At 43.9% G+C, this 14,635-nt stretch carries 16 protein-coding genes; 13 read left to right on the top strand and 3 right to left on the bottom strand.

All coding sequences use genetic code 11. From position 1 onward, the window contains the following. Positions 1 to 428 precede the first annotated feature (428 nt). Complete coding sequence (locus MKZ26_RS20605; RefSeq protein ID WP_067211526.1) at positions 429 to 701, top strand: YlbG family protein; 273 nt, start codon at positions 429 to 431, stop codon at positions 699 to 701. Positions 702 to 704: 3 nt separating this feature from the next. Here MKZ26_RS20605 and MKZ26_RS20610 read toward each other — a convergent pair whose 3' ends face one another. Then, positions 705 to 1,100, bottom strand: coding sequence for a DUF7147 family protein (locus MKZ26_RS20610; RefSeq protein WP_067211524.1), 396 nt, complete (start codon positions 1,098 to 1,100; stop codon positions 705 to 707). Positions 1,101 to 1,196: 96 nt separating this feature from the next. Here MKZ26_RS20610 and MKZ26_RS20615 point away from each other — a divergent pair, with 96 nt between their 5' ends. From MKZ26_RS20615 to coaD, 3 genes are read left to right on the top strand one after another with little or no spacing between them, the layout of a single operon-like run. Next, complete coding sequence (locus MKZ26_RS20615; protein WP_187045455.1) at positions 1,197 to 2,636, top strand: hypothetical protein; 1,440 nt, start codon at positions 1,197 to 1,199, stop codon at positions 2,634 to 2,636. Next, the gene (rsmD, locus tag MKZ26_RS20620; RefSeq protein WP_187045454.1) at positions 2,633 to 3,181 is read left to right on the top strand and encodes a 16S rRNA (guanine(966)-N(2))-methyltransferase RsmD; all 549 of its coding nucleotides are present in this window, start codon (positions 2,633 to 2,635) and stop codon (positions 3,179 to 3,181) included. Before MKZ26_RS20615 ends, rsmD begins: the two co-directional genes overlap by 4 nt. Before the next feature lie 10 nt (positions 3,182 to 3,191). Then, complete coding sequence (coaD, locus tag MKZ26_RS20625) at positions 3,192 to 3,677, top strand: pantetheine-phosphate adenylyltransferase (RefSeq protein ID WP_067211517.1); 486 nt, start codon at positions 3,192 to 3,194, stop codon at positions 3,675 to 3,677. Between the two features lie 49 nt (positions 3,678 to 3,726). On the opposite strand, the gene MKZ26_RS20630 is transcribed toward coaD, so the two are convergent. Further along, positions 3,727 to 4,647 (bottom strand): hypothetical protein, encoded by a 921-nt coding sequence (locus MKZ26_RS20630; RefSeq protein ID WP_067211514.1) that lies wholly within the window; start codon positions 4,645 to 4,647, stop codon positions 3,727 to 3,729. Positions 4,648 to 4,776: 129 nt separating this feature from the next. Between MKZ26_RS20630 and MKZ26_RS20635 the strand changes: the two genes are divergently transcribed. After that, complete coding sequence (locus MKZ26_RS20635; protein WP_340767395.1) at positions 4,777 to 5,823, top strand: SepM family pheromone-processing serine protease; 1,047 nt, start codon at positions 4,777 to 4,779, stop codon at positions 5,821 to 5,823. A 203-nt stretch (positions 5,824 to 6,026) separates the two neighbouring features. Here MKZ26_RS20635 and MKZ26_RS20640 read toward each other — a convergent pair whose 3' ends face one another. Continuing rightward, positions 6,027 to 7,256, bottom strand: coding sequence for a nucleotidyltransferase (locus MKZ26_RS20640; protein WP_340767396.1), 1,230 nt, complete (start codon positions 7,254 to 7,256; stop codon positions 6,027 to 6,029). A gap of 117 nt (positions 7,257 to 7,373) precedes the next feature. On the opposite strand from MKZ26_RS20640, the gene MKZ26_RS20645 reads away from it, so the two are divergent. The 8 genes from MKZ26_RS20645 to MKZ26_RS20680 all read left to right on the top strand — a co-directional run bounded on the left by MKZ26_RS20645 (position 7,374) and on the right by MKZ26_RS20680 (position 14,579). Continuing rightward, positions 7,374 to 7,907: a YceD family protein gene (locus MKZ26_RS20645; protein ID WP_067211507.1), complete on the top strand. Its 534-nt coding sequence runs from the start codon at positions 7,374 to 7,376 to the stop codon at positions 7,905 to 7,907. A 23-nt stretch (positions 7,908 to 7,930) separates the two neighbouring features. Beyond that, entirely contained in the window at positions 7,931 to 8,104 is a 174-nt protein-coding gene (gene rpmF, locus MKZ26_RS20650; RefSeq protein WP_067211505.1) for a 50S ribosomal protein L32, read from the top strand. A 616-nt stretch (positions 8,105 to 8,720) separates the two neighbouring features. Then, positions 8,721 to 9,479, top strand: coding sequence for an enoyl-CoA hydratase/isomerase family protein (locus tag MKZ26_RS20655; RefSeq protein ID WP_340767397.1), 759 nt, complete (start codon positions 8,721 to 8,723; stop codon positions 9,477 to 9,479). A gap of 369 nt (positions 9,480 to 9,848) precedes the next feature. Continuing rightward, entirely contained in the window at positions 9,849 to 11,210 is a 1,362-nt protein-coding gene (locus tag MKZ26_RS20660) for an acetyl-CoA carboxylase biotin carboxylase subunit (RefSeq protein ID WP_340767398.1), read from the top strand. Further along, positions 11,207 to 11,422, top strand: a complete 216-nt coding sequence (locus MKZ26_RS20665) for a biotin/lipoyl-binding carrier protein (protein WP_340767399.1) — start codon at positions 11,207 to 11,209, stop codon at positions 11,420 to 11,422. The genes MKZ26_RS20660 and MKZ26_RS20665 overlap by 4 nt, the downstream gene beginning before the upstream one ends. A gap of 89 nt (positions 11,423 to 11,511) precedes the next feature. After that, a complete protein-coding gene (locus tag MKZ26_RS20670; protein WP_340767400.1) occupies positions 11,512 to 13,062 on the top strand; it encodes an acyl-CoA carboxylase subunit beta in 1,551 nt (516 codons plus the stop codon). Positions 13,063 to 13,290: 228 nt separating this feature from the next. Then, the gene (locus tag MKZ26_RS20675) at positions 13,291 to 14,193 is read left to right on the top strand and encodes a ketopantoate reductase family protein (RefSeq protein WP_340767401.1); all 903 of its coding nucleotides are present in this window, start codon (positions 13,291 to 13,293) and stop codon (positions 14,191 to 14,193) included. Beyond that, positions 14,190 to 14,579 carry a DUF3397 domain-containing protein gene (locus MKZ26_RS20680; protein ID WP_340767402.1) on the top strand — a complete coding sequence of 130 codons (390 nt, stop codon included), beginning with the start codon at positions 14,190 to 14,192 and terminating at the stop codon, positions 14,577 to 14,579. Before MKZ26_RS20675 ends, MKZ26_RS20680 begins: the two co-directional genes overlap by 4 nt. The last annotated feature ends 56 nt before the right edge of the window (positions 14,580 to 14,635 follow it).

A 14,635-nucleotide genomic window follows, 5' to 3' on the forward strand; every position in this document is an offset into this window, starting at 1 on the left:
ATTGTCCAGCTTCAGGCGTCAGCCCCTCGAGTCGCTTCAGTCCCCAGGATAAAGGCAAAGAACGCCTTTTTCCTGTGGCCCTCCAGCGCTTGTCGGGGCTACACGACGCCTTCCGCTTTTCTTATTGTCCAGCTTCAGGCGTCAGCCCCTCGAGTCGCTTCAGTCCCCAGGATAAAGGCAAAGAACGCCTTTTTCCTGTGGCCCTCCAGCGCTTGTCGGGGCTACACGACGCCTTCCGCTTTTCTTATTGTCCAGCTTCAGGCGTCAGCCCCTCGAGTCGCTTCAGTCCCCAGGATAAAGGCAAAGAACGCCTTTTTCCTGTGGCCCTCCAGCGCTTGTCGGGGCTACACGACGCCTTCTGCATTTCTATTGTTGCAGGGCTTTTCAGTCCTATGGTATTGTATGGGTTAGGAAAAGAGGGGAAATCTATGATCGATCGTCAAGGTATTATTGTCTATCTTCATCATTTAAAACAAGCAAAGTCATTTCGAAAATACGGTCATGTCCATTATATATCACGCACAATGAAGTATGTTGTCCTTTATTGCAATATGGAAGATGTCGATACGGTCATGGGGAAAATAGAACGTCTTCCATCTGTAAAAAAGGTTTTGCCGTCCTACCGCCCATTTGTGAAAACGGAATACGAAAATGCCAAACCGGATAAAGCGAAAGAATATGATTATAAAACCGGGTTATAAGAACTATCTTAATGGAGGGAGCAGCTTGTTGATACGCAGAATACCAATTGTGTATTGATAAAACAACTCAGTTTCCGCAAATACTGAAGAGTTTTTCAACTCGATAACTGCTGGCGTGCTCCCAACTTTCTCTGCTGTTTCCTCAAAAAGTAGCCTTCTTTTTGATTTGATGGTATTCTGCTGGATAATTCCTTCCCGGCAAATGTAAATAGGCATGAACTTACCGTCATTTGCAGGTTCGAAGGCTGCCGCGAGTGACAGTGCATGACCTGAAGGCGTTTCAGAGGATAAGATGAACGTCCTATGCAGGCGGTCGCTATTCGACTTGATTAATTCGCATAGTTCATAAACATCTCCATATCCTTCGCCGAGCTCTATGAATCGTTGATTTAATATCATACATAACACTACCTTTCTAAATACGTAAATCTAGACTTATCATACCATTGTGAGCGCCAAGGTGCATTCATCAATTCGTCCTAGGGGGTATAGGATTTGAAATTTATCGTAAGGACTATGTTTCTTTTACTGATTGTGAACGGTCTTCTAATTTATATGCATTATTATCAAGCGGTAGGCGCAGACAGTAAAGAGCCTAGCGTTGTAAAGTTCACCCAAGAGATTGAAGTGGTAAATCGTCCCGATGCTCTTCATATCCGCCAGCATTTCAGTGGCTTATTGGACATGCGGTATGAAATTGTTTGGCCAAAAGCCAGCACCAATCGTTCTTGTTATCTTGCGGACGCAACATCCTGCAATCGAATGGATGAGAATTCTATCGCTTTTCTTGAAGGGGAGAATGGACGACAATCCATTTCGTATGAAATACCCAAAAAAGGACCTCTAAAACAAACAGCTCTATTCAACGAACCGTTCGCTACACTACATGCTTCTTCTGCCTCGTACACATTATTCCATATGACTGATGAAACAGGGGTTGGTGGATTATGGGTAAATGGTTTGGAGCGAGTGGGTACTAAAAAAATGACGAACATCAATTATTCATTATTCCGTGGCAAGGGAGAAGTCAAGGAACTTTATTGGCAGCGGAATAATTTGCCTGTGCTCTATGCTGGGGATAGGCTCTCGGTATTTGGGGAAAGCGGCAATACTGAACAACTTGGGGAAGTGGATAACGTACTTAAAGCAATTGATGCCAATCATTCAACGATTGTAATTGATGATACACGTCAGGCTGTTAATGCTACCCGGTTTATCGTTTCAAAAAATGCGGATGTGGATAAAGTATCGGTTCGATTGCTAAGGGAAAGTATGTATGCGCGTTTTACAATACCCGAAAACGAACGCATGACGGCCGAACTGGTAGCTTCGATTCTAGGAGAAACGCCAATAGGACTCGGGAAATCACGTAAAGCTTATCAAGTTCTTACTGAATCAATTACAGTAGAGGAACTTGGGGAATTCAAAAAAGTGTTGAATAATATGACGGGGCAAGAGCTTAATGCATCTGTTTTGGACGCGATAGCCGGAGAGATAACTGGCTTTAAGACATCTTACTTCACGAAAAATATTCATGATGATACAACTGCTCATCCGTTTCTTATCGAAGATCCACGGGAAATAAAGTTTGATGGCACTAGCACTACAGATATTCGAATTCTATTGAAGGATGGAAAGACCCTGTATCCAGCGAAGAGAATTTTAAACCTTGCGGGCTATACCATTAAGACGAATGCGCGGTCCATTTACATTGAAAATGGCATTAGGAAATTTAGATTTCCTAGGAAAGAACTATTCTATGTTTATAATGAACAAAAATACGATGTTGTAACTATGCCATTCGAAGTACTGGAAGGTGATTTATATTTTGAAGAGAGTTGGTTTAAACGGTTGTTCCTTTTAAGTATCGAGAAAACGGCAGATACGATTGATATCATCAGAATGTCAACACTGGTAGAGGAGGGCGACAAGTGAGAGTTGTTGCAGGAACTAGAAAAGGTATTCCCTTGAAATCTTTACAGGGAACGGATACACGCCCGACATCTGATAAAGTGAAAGAGTCCGTATTCAATATAATCGGACCTTACTTTGATGGTGGAATTGCCGTAGAATTGTTTGGGGGCAGCGGATCTCTTTCCCTTGAAGCTTTATCAAGAGGAATCGATGAGGCATTCCTCTTTGAAAAAAATGTGAAAGCGTGTGCGATTATTAAAGCGAACGCGGAAAAATGCCGATTTACGGAAGAATTACATATCAAGCGTGCGGATGCTAGAAATGCGGTTAAAGTTTTGCAAGCGGAAGGGAAGAAAGCAAAACTTCTTTTTATCGATCCCCCGTATGCGGAAACAGCATTTTATAATTTGGCACTTGAATTTGTAGAAGCAGACCTTCTGACTGAAAACGCTGTCATCGTTTGTGAGCATGAAAAGCAATTGGAATTACCAGAAGCGTACGGCAGTTATTATAAGATAAAAAGTTCAGTGTATGGAAATAGCGCTGTATCTATTTATGAGAAATGAGGTTTCAATAATGTCGAAAATTGCAGTTGTACCCGGAAGTTTTGACCCGTTAACGAATGGGCATCTAGATATTATCAAGAGAGCAGCGAGGGTTTTCGGTGACGTCAGAGTTGCTGTGATGAATAACTCCTCAAAAAACTCACTGTTTACTGTCGAAGAGCGCATGGCGCTTATTGAAGAGGTGACGTCTGTGTTTCCGAATGTGAAAGTAGAGTCGTCTTCTGGATTGCTTGTTGATTATGCCAAGAGTGTAGGGGCATCTGTAATTGTTCGCGGATTGCGTGCCGTTTCCGATTTTGAGTATGAAATGCAAATTACGTCTATGAACAGGTTTCTCGATGAGAGTATCGAGACGTTTTTCATCATGACGAACAATCAGTATTCGTTCCTCAGTTCGAGTATTGTCAAAGAAGTGGCAAAGTACAGCGGTGAAATCTCAGGACTTGTGCCAATGCAAGTTGAAGAGGCGTTGAAAAAGAAATATCAAACTCGATGATTGTTAAATGGTTATGATGAAATTAAACTTTCATCATAACCATTTTCTATTAATAAATAAGGTAGAAGATTACCGGAACGACAATGATGCTCCAAATTCGTCCGATTACGTAAGGGGTCATCGAGATTTTGCAGGTCTTTGCAATGACAAAAACTTGCATATGGATACTCAATCCGTTCATGGAAATGATTGCAGCGATAAGAAAAGGGAAAAACGGCAAGCCGTAAAAGTGATCTGTTGCTGATTGAACACCTGATGTCATTTCGAAAATGGCTAAGGCAATTGTTTTCGAAATCCCCATCTCCACAGTGAATGCCGAAGTGAAAACTGTTGACAGCACGGTTCCGAGAGAGGAAAAGAAAATGACCGTGGTTGCGACAAGAATAATGATTGTCGAACTTTCCTTGATAGCGTCTAGAAGTGGTACCCCTTTTACTTTCTTTTGAGGTTGTGAAAGAGGTGTTTCTATTTCGCTTTCGCGGTGCAGAAAAGCTACTGCAAGTAAAAAGAATAAAATATTCGCGATGTGGATGGCCGCAAGTAACTTCCACCCTGAACTTACATTTCCGAATAGTTCTGTTCCAACGAAGCCGATGATAAACATCGGCCCGGGTGCATGGCATGCAGCTAGAAGTAGGCCGCTTTGCTTCTGAGATAATTCACCGTTTTTCATCATTTCGGTTACTGTTACGGCACCGACCGGGAATCCGCCAAATGATCCGAGTACGTATGCTTTCAAAAAACGCCTCCACTTCGGTACTTTCTGTGTACGATTGGGCATTTTTAAAAGCCATTGTGTCAATATGATATAGGGCAGTAAATAAGGAAGCAGTGCATGGATAAATAACTGTGCGCCCGCTTCGGCTCCGGCATGTGCAACGCTTGGCTGTAAAATGAACAGAATGATAAGTCCCCAAACGACTGAAAGATTTATCATATGATAAAGGCGTGCATGTATTCCGTTGACCACGCACTCGGCTCCTTTCGATTTCCAAGCATGACGAAAAAATTAGGTATAAATCTTTTGTCAGTCTTTTTTTGGTGCTACACTTATATATATGTAAAGAAAGTACAGGCTATTAACGGAGGTGGTCCTAAAATGAGAAAGAAACGATTCAGTATGATAGGTGTTTTGCTTGTTATCATAGCCATTTTGTTCATTTACCCGCTCGATTCTTATATATCGCAGCCGGGAGGAGCTTATGACTTGGATCCACTCGTTGAAGTGGTAGGCGGAGATAACAACGATATTGGGACGTTCAGTCTTATGACGATTTCCGTTTCAAAAGCGACACCAGCTTCTTATGTTTTATCGAAATTCACCGATAAGAAGAAGCTTCTTCCTGCTGAAAATGTAAGAAGAGATGGAGAAAATGACAAGGAATATAATATCCGACAGAAGAAACTCATGACTGGTTCACAGTTCAATGCGATTACTGTTGCATTTGAAAAAGCGGGTATTCCTGTTGATATCCAGTACGATGGTGTATTTGTCATGATGGTCCTCGAAGGTGGGGCGGCCGACGGTATCTTGGAACTTGGAGACAAGATTCGTGTGGTTGACGGTGTGGAGTTGAAAGAATCAGGACAATTCTTTACGCTTATTGGAGATAAGAAATTGGGTGATGAAGTAAAGATTTCGTTGGATAGGGATGACAAGAAGCTCGATGTAACACTTGTCTTGAAAGAGATACCTGATAGTGATGGACGGGCAGGACTTGGCGTACGTTTTGAAGAGGATCGAACACTCACGACTGATCCAGAAGTCGATTTCAAAACATCGAATATAGGTGGACCATCTGCGGGTCTGATGTTCACGCTTGAAATTATGAACCAGTTGCTTGATGAAGACCTCACAAAAGGATATAACATTGCTGGAACTGGAGAAATGTTGGAGGATGGAACCGTCGGAAGAATTGGGGGCGCGGACTTTAAAGTGATTGCTGCTTCCCGCCAAGACGTGGAAATATTCTTCGCACCAGCAGATGATTTACCTGATGAAGTAAGGGCGGCAAATCCTGGAATACTGACTAATTACGAAGAAGCTGTAAAGATGGCAGAGAAAATCGGCACGAAAATGAAAATCGTGCCGGTGGAAACTGTAGATGATGCACTTGATTATTTAGCGACGTTGGAAGAGAAGTAAGTTGTTTGGTGTGGTCTTTTCTATGCAGTGTGTGGTGCCAGTAATTGGCATGATGTATTTTCTGCCAAGAAATTTTAGCGAAGGCGCCTTACAGGGGTAGCCGAAGCCATAAGACTGATAGCGCAGCGGTCAGGCTTATGGCGTGAGGCATCCCCGAGCGCCGAAGCGGAGTTGAACGGAATCTTTATCTCAAACTAACATCTTCACTGAACGATAATTGGGTGTGTATTGTAATCAATACCGATTCGGGAACTAGAAGTGCCGTTTCCGATACCGAGTGCGTACATATCCGCTGCGTGGATATCGAAATCAAGTGACGGATTTGAGAAGGCGGCTGCTTTGCTAATTAGAGGAAGCTTCAGCCTTTTTTTGTGTTCATTCAAATATAATCTTCCGGCAGATGTCATTCCAAGTAATCGTAGATAAGAAGGAGTTTTCATACTGCTCCGTATATCGTACGTGAACCCGGTAAATATATGAGTAAGCATGCGCTGGAGCCGCGTCCAAGTGTACCTTTTAGATTTCACGTCCTTCATGAAACCTTCAAACGTGCCGTTATCGGCTGCCGCGCGGTACAACAGATTCTCAATTCCTTCCGTTACGTCTGCAATCATCGCAAGTCGTTTTGGTCCTTCCCGTAAAATTGTGAAACGGAGCTGGGGATAGAAAGTCGGCCAGTTTCCAAAAGATTGATTTTCCGCTTGCCAGTCGTGTAGAAGTTCGAGTGCTGTATCTGGCATGAAGTCTGTAATCGTTCCGAGCTTCTCTGATTCAAAAAAGGATTTTCTGATGCCGGTTGCACTTGCAATTGGGTTACCTGCTACAGCATCGTCGTGATACTGGGCGACAATGCGTGGAATTGTGACGGCTTTCATTTCAGAATCCATATTCCTAGCAGCTTCCATATAATGAAAACCTAAAATGTTGTTGGGTTTCGAGAGATCAGCAAGTGGTCCCTTGATTGTTGAGGAATTGGCGGCCATCGTATAAGCCTCATTCAACGCTTTTGGATAACTGAGTCCACGGCTGACAGCATCTTTCACAGTTTGTTCATAATTGTCGCCGGCTTGTTTGAGAAGAAGAAGGCTTCTTTCGAAAGATTTAACTTCACCATCTTCGCTACCGAAGCAGAAAGCACTGCACTGAGCAGCGTCCAGTAGCTGAATAGCACCTCGGGCGAAGGATGGGGCATTAGATGTCGCGAATGCATAAGGAAGCTCCAAAACGATGTCCACGCCGTTTTTTAAGGCCATATTTGCTCGGGACCATTTATCAACAAATGCAGGTTCCCCCCGTTGTAGGAAATTACCGCTCATGACGGCAATTACAACATCCGCGCCAGTTGTTATTTTTGCTTGTATCGCGTGATAAAGATGCCCGTTGTGAAACGGGTTATATTCGACGATAATTCCTGAAGCTTTCAAATTCGACACTCCTTTGCTACAATGAATATTAATTATACCTATGCGGCTGACGAAGTGACAAGAAAATATCTTGACATCCCTTTTCGCCCATTATATAATCAACATTGTTGTCTTGAGGTGATAGACATGAAATGGTCAATCCATCAATTGCAGAGATACAGACAAGGTGCGATGCCGCTTGACGAAGCTGTCGACCTTGAATCCGTGAAAAAACGGAATCCGGAAATCCGGAATATTACGCCTGTCCGAGTGACCGGAAGTTGTACAATCAGCTCCAAGAAATTGATATGCCGATTCCGGCTCGAAGGTACGTTGACATTACCCTGTTCACGAACATGGGAAGACGTCGAATTACCATTCGTAATCGAAGCTGACGAACAGTTCAGCTGGGATGAAGAAGTTCTCGCATCAGATGATGAAATTCATCCTGTTGTGGGTGAGGTAGTCGATCCGACCCCTGTATTTGAGGAGCTCGTCCTCCTTGAAGTGCCGCTTCAAATTTTCAGCGAAAATGCTGATGATATGCAAGAGGCTGAAGGAAAAGGCTGGTCATACGCGACTGACGAGGTGTACAATGCCAGGCTCCGTAAGGAACTGGAAACGAAAGTGGATCCTAGACTTGCCGATTTGGCAAAGTTCTTTGAATCCAAGGACGAATAGGCGAACGTAAGGAGGTGCCCCAGATGGCTGTACCAAAAAGAAGAACATCCAAAACAGTTAAAAACAAGCGCCGTACGCATTATAAATTGCAAGTACCGGGAATGACTACTTGTACTAACTGTGGCGAAATCAAATTGGCTCACCGCATTTGTAAATCATGCGGTCATTACAAAGGAAAAGAAGTTGTAGGCGAATAAGTAAGATTTGCCTATGAAGGCTACCGTGAGACCATGGCTCACGGTGGCCTTTTTTCTATACCCAAGAAAAGCGAAAGGCGTCGTTTAGCCCCGACAAGCGCTGGAAGTCCACAGGGAAAAGGCGATCTTTGCCTTTATCCTGTGGACTGAAGCGACTCGAGGGGCTGACGCCTGCAGCTAGACAACAAGAAAAGCGAAAGCGGCCGCTTAGCATCTAGATCTCCTTCATGCTCCTAGAGGTTGTTCAGTATGTCTTTTTGTACCCGGTGTGTGGCAGCAACTGATACAACGCATTTTTTTACATACTACTGATGATTGATTTTTCTATGTAGGCTGAGCGAAGGCGCCTTACAGGGGTAGCCGAAGCCGTAAGACTGATAGCGCAGCGGTCAGGCTTATGGCGGGAGGCATCCCCAAGCGCCGAAGCGTAGTTGAAGGGAATCTTTATGTCCTATATGCTCCTAGAGATTTCTTCAGTGTGTCCTTTTGTACTCGGTCTGTGGCGACAGCTGCTGGCACAGTGCATTTTTCTTCATGCACCTAATTACTGCTTTATCCATGCGGATTGAAAGGGAATCTTTATTTCAACTTAATATATATAATTGGGGGAATGGACATGTCTTACACAATTGCTATCGAAAATGGAATCGCTACATTTACAATTGACCGTCCTGAGATGCGCAACGCTATTAACTATACGGTTATGGATGGCCTCGAACAATTTCTAAATCGTATTGAAAATAATGAAGATGTCGCATATGCGGTCATTACGGGTGCGGGAGATCGGGCATTCTGTTCGGGTGGAGATTTATCTGAATTTCATACCTTGCGTACGGCCGATGAGGCGTATCCGATGCTAAGCAGAATGTCGGGGCTATTATACCGGGTTGCCACGCTGCCGATGCCTGTCATTGCGCTCGTCAATGGTGCTGCCGTAGGTGGTGGTTGTGAAATTGCTACTGCTTGTGATTACAGGGTCATGTCATCCACAGCAAAGGCTGGTTTCATTCAAGGGACACTTGCTATTACTACGGGGTGGGGCGGTGCTACGCTGCTGTTTGAAAAAGATGGCAAGCATGACCGTGTGTTGCGCCTACTGTCTGAAGCTGGGGTGCATACGGCTGATCAAATGCTTGAAGCGGGTTGGGCGACTGAAATTTATGAGGGCACTGCTGAAAAAGGGCTTCAACGGTTTCTTGCCAAAATGTCCGCTCATCATCCAGCTGTCCATCGAGCGTATAAAACGATTGCTATTCGGAAATGGACAGCTGATTTTATTCGTGACCGAATGATTGAAGAGTCGCGTCAATGTTCAATTCTTTGGGGAAGTGATGCACACCATGAAGAAGTGGCGCAGTTTTTATCGAAAAAATAAATTGTTTCAAAAACCGCTGTACATGTCCTATGCATGTGCAACGGTTTTTTAATTGAACTAAATAAGTTAAGTAATGTCCCTTAGTTATAAGGCGTTTTTTGCTTTGATTGAGACGGTCCATCTTGTTATGACCGGCATGGGGCCAGTTATGCTCGCCTCGGATACGATTATGACCGGCATGAGCCCTATTATGACCGCCACGACTTTTTAATCGAACTAAACCATTTTGAAGTTAAAACTTTTGGAAATTGACTAGTTGAAATGGCATGAAAAGATGTTTTTTTCAGACAAAGGTTGAAATCGCTTTCATTCATCGTATAAACTAGAGAGGGATGGAGAAATACACATCAAATCGTTTGGGGGATTAATATGGATAAAATACTGATTGCGAATCGTGGGGAAATCGCTCTTAGAATCATAAAGACTTGTAAACGTCTAGGTATTGCCACTGTCGCTGTCTATTCTGAAGCAGACGCGGACATGCCGTTCGTGAAAGAAGCGGACGAGGCGTTCTTGCTAGGACCTGCACAAGTTCAACAATCCTATTTAAAAGCGGATGATATAATCGAAATTGCGGTTCGTGCGGGAGTAGATGGCATTCATCCGGGGTACGGGCTTCTTTCTGAAAATGCAGAATTTGTACGTAAAGTACAAGCTGCTGGAATCCAATTCATTGGGCCTGATGCAGATACAATTGATAAGATGGGTGACAAAATCGGTTCACGTGTAACGATGAAAGCGGCAGGGGTGCCGGTCGTACCTGGAACTGATGAAGGAATTACTTCTTTGGAAGATGCCGTGCGTGCAGCAGTTGAGATCGGTTATCCGATTATGCTGAAAGCGAGTGCTGGCGGCGGTGGGATCGGTATGATTCGTTGTGAAGATGAGCAAGCGCTCAGTCAACAATTCCAATCCGTAAAGAATCGAGCGAAAGCATATTTTGGGGATGATGTTGTTTTCCTTGAAAAATTCATAACGAATGCCCGTCATATCGAGGTGCAGATTTTCGGAGACAACTTCGGAAATGTTGTCCATTTGTTTGAACGTAATTGTTCGGTACAACGACGTAACCAAAAAGTGATTGAGGAATCACCTTCACCACACTTGCCGGAAGAAGCGCGCCAACGTCTTTATAAAGCGGCAGTCGATGCAGCAAAAGCGGTTTCTTATAAAAATGCAGGAACGGTCGAATTTATTGTCGATGAAAATAATGAACATTACTTTTTGGAAATGAATACTAGACTTCAAGTTGAACATCCGGTGACTGAAGAAGTGACTGGGTTCGATCTTGTCGAATGGCAGCTTGAAATTGCGAATGGCAATAAGCTTCCTGTGATAGATCAAACGAGCATCAAATCGACGGGCCATGCAATTGAATTCCGTATTTACGCGGAAGATCCGGTTAAATTCTTGCCATCACCGGGGACAATTATGAAACTTGATTGGGGAGATACTACGGGAATCCGTATTGACTCAGGATATGTTGAGGGTGGGAAAGTGACGCCTTTCTATGATCCACTCATCTCAAAAGTAATTGTCCACGCAACAACTCGGGAAGAAGCGATTCAAAAATCGGCAGCTTTCCTTTCAAAAGTAGAAATTGAAGGTTTGAAAACGAATATACCGCTATTCAATAATTTTCTGAAATCCGAGGAATTCCTTACAGGTGACTATTCGACAGCGGTTTTAAACACATGGAGCGCAAAACAAAAGGAGGAAACAATAAAATGACAGCATTAAAAGCAACGATGGCAGGTACAGTGTTTACAGTGAACGCAGCGGTAGGGGAAGAAGTAACAGCGGGACAAGTTATCATCGTACTCGAATCGATGAAAATGGAAATTCCGGTTGAAGCGGAAACGGCTGGGAAAGTAGCAACGATTAATGTCCAAGTCGGCGATTTCGTTAACGAAGAAGACGTTCTAGCTACAATCGAAATCTAGAAAAGCGTAAGCGCCTTGGTAGACCCGAAAAGTGCTGGAGCTAGACATAAGGGAATGCGGGAAAATGGTTGATGAAAGGGGTTTTATAAATGACTAAAATAACACAACAGACGGCTTACAATGAAAAACTTGAAGCGAAATTGCAAGGGGTTTTTGCAGGGGGCCATCCAAAATATCACGAAAAGTTAAAAGAGCAAAACAAACTTTTCGTCCGAGATCGATTAGAACTTCTTTTCGATGACGGGGAATATACAGAAGACGGTAGGTTTGCCAATTGTGAAGCAGGGGATTTACCGGCGGATGGTGTCGTTACGGCGATGGGGAAAGTGAACGGCCAGACAGTTTGTGTGATGGCGAATGATTCAACGGTGAAGGCAGGGTCATGGGGAGCCCGTACGGTTGAGAAGATTATTCGTATTCAGGAAATTGCAGAGAAGAACCGTGTACCAATGCTATATCTTGTCGATTCAGCAGGAGCTCGTATTACAGATCAGCTTGACATGTTCCCGAACCGTCGCGGTGCAGGGAAGATATTCCACAACCAAGTGAGGTTATCGGGTTTCATCCCGCAAATTTGTGTTCTATTCGGTCCTTCCGCTGCAGGTGGTGCGTACATACCCGCATTTTGCGATATCGTTATTATGGTAGAGGGCAATGCGTCGATGTATTTAGGTTCACCGCGCATGGCCGAAAAAGTAATCGGTGAAAAAGTAACACTGGAAGAAATGGGCGGTGCCCGCATGCATTGTTCAGTGAGTGGTTGCGGCGATGTGCTTGCAGCGAATGAGGAAGAAGCGATTGCGGAAGCGCGTCGTTATCTAGCATATTTCCCTGCGAACTTTACAGAAAAACCCGCTTTAAAAGAAACAGTGGAGGCGAAAGTAGGCCGAACGCTTGAAGCAATCATTCCGGAAAACCAAAACGCGCCATTTGATATGTATGAAGCGATTGACGCATTAATTGATGAGGGCAGTTACTTTGACGTTAAGAAATTATTTGCCGGTGAAATTATTACAGGTTTGGCTAGAATCGAAGGACAACCGGTTGGTATCATTGCCAATCAACCGAAAGTAAAAGGTGGAGTTTTGTTTGTGGATTCTGCAGACAAAGCAACGAAATTCATTAATCTTTGTGATGCATTCTCTATTCCTCTGCTATTCCTTGCCGACGTTCCGGGCTTTATGATTGGAACGAAAGTTGAGCGTGCAGGAATTATTCGCCACGGCGCGAAATTAATTATGGCGATGAGTTCAGCGACTGTTCCGAAAATATCAGTTATTGTCCGGAAAGCTTATGGAGCTGGACTGTACGCGATGGCAGGTCCAGCGTTTGAGCCGGATGTCTGTATCGCGTTACCGACTGCTCAAATTGCGGTTATGGGACCTGAAGCAGCAGTAAATGCAGTCTATTCGAATAAAATCGAAGCGATTGAAGATCCAAAAGAGCGGATTGCATTTGTTCAGGAAAAACATAAGGAATACAAAGAAGAAATCGATATTTATAAGATGGCATCTGAACTGATTATTGATGAAATTGTAGCGCCATCAAGCTTAAGAGGTGTGCTTGCGGATAGATATCGTTTCTACAGTACAAAAGATGTTCCACAACCACCAAGAAAACATCCAGTTTATCCTGTATAATCGAGTATAGAACAAAAAAGGTCCACTGAAGTTCAGGTGGGCCTTTTCAATTAAAGAAAAATAAGTGTACGGTTTTTGATACGGAACAGTGTCTAGCTCCGGGCGCCACCCCCTTGGGTCATAAGTCGTTTTGCTGTGGTGGCTGAAGTGCGCCTCCTCGCAAACCGTCTTATGCCTGTCGGGGCTGAACGGCGCTTTGCGCTTTTCATTTGAAAGGAGGGATAACGTATGGAGGTAATCATTGCTGGTGCAGGCTCAATTGGACTACTGCTTGGGTCATTTTTGTCCGAAGCTGGAATAGACGTGACGTTCTACGTGAGAAGAGAAGAGCAAGCCGAACTAATTCGAGCAGAAGGAATTCAACGCATTAATCAAGACAATACTACAGACGTATTGCGTGTGCATGCGACGACGGATATCCGAAATCTATCGGCTACCGCGCTTTGGGTTGTGGCGGTCAAATATGCAGGTCTCCGTGATCTCCTTTCAGAAATGCAGGAAACACATATAATCAATCCTGTCCTGTTCGTCCAGAATGGCATCGGGCATTTGGAATTGGTGAAAAGTTGTGAATTTCCGCATGTTGCATTTGCGACTGTCGAGCATGGAGCGCGCCGGATAGATGACCGTACTGTCTCACATAATGGGGTTGGGATGGTAACAATTGCAACTGCCCACGGTGACGACAGCCTATTCGATTTAATTGGACAGGTACATTCGGACATATTTCCAATAAGGCGTCATTCAGATGCGGAACAGATCCTTCTGCGAAAAGTACTGATTAATTGCATGATCAATCCATTGACAGCCATTCTCAAGGTGGAGAATGGTGAGTTGCTTACAAACGATTATTGCCTCACACTTTTCAATGCCTTGTATGAAGAACTTCTAGATGCGTTTCCAGAAATGCAGTCGATTCTCTCGTACGAAGACGTAGCAGATGTCTGTAGAAAAACTGCACGCAATCGCTCGTCGATGCTAGTGGATCGTTTGGCTGGCCGACCGATGGAAATCGAGACGATTGTTACTGCTGTAATTCGAAAAGCAAATGGACGTAACAAGTCGTTACCGTTTCTGGCGACATATGAACAGATGCTGTTTGCCGTTGAGTGGAAAGGGGCGAAGCTATGAATGAAGTGGTTGCTGCTTTTCTAGGGATGATCATTTTGTTTCCGTTCATTGTGACGATTGCCTTCATGGTTGTTATGCGGAAGATGGGTAAAGCTCCAGCATCCATCCTTGGGCTTGCCGCGGACGTCACGACTCCGTTGCTATTTATAGCGGTCTATGTCGTATCACAAGCGATATTCGGACAAGGAATATGGGTTTACATAATAGGGATTGCAATCATCATTGCGATTGTCTATGCCTTCATTGAGCGTAGCAAAGTGAAGGAATTCCGAATTGCTCGGCTCTTGCGAAAAACATGGCGATTTTACTTTCTCGTTTTATTGGCCGCCTATGTCATTCTTTTCATTACCGGTATGGTAATGAAGATCGTCGAATATGTAAGATAGGTATCGGTGTTTATTGTGTAAGCGTATATTTTTCAATCCTGTAGCTTGAAATGTTA

The organism is Sporosarcina sp. FSL K6-6792, assembly GCF_038004885.1.
GTDB lineage: Bacteria > Bacillota > Bacilli > Bacillales_A > Planococcaceae > Sporosarcina > Sporosarcina psychrophila.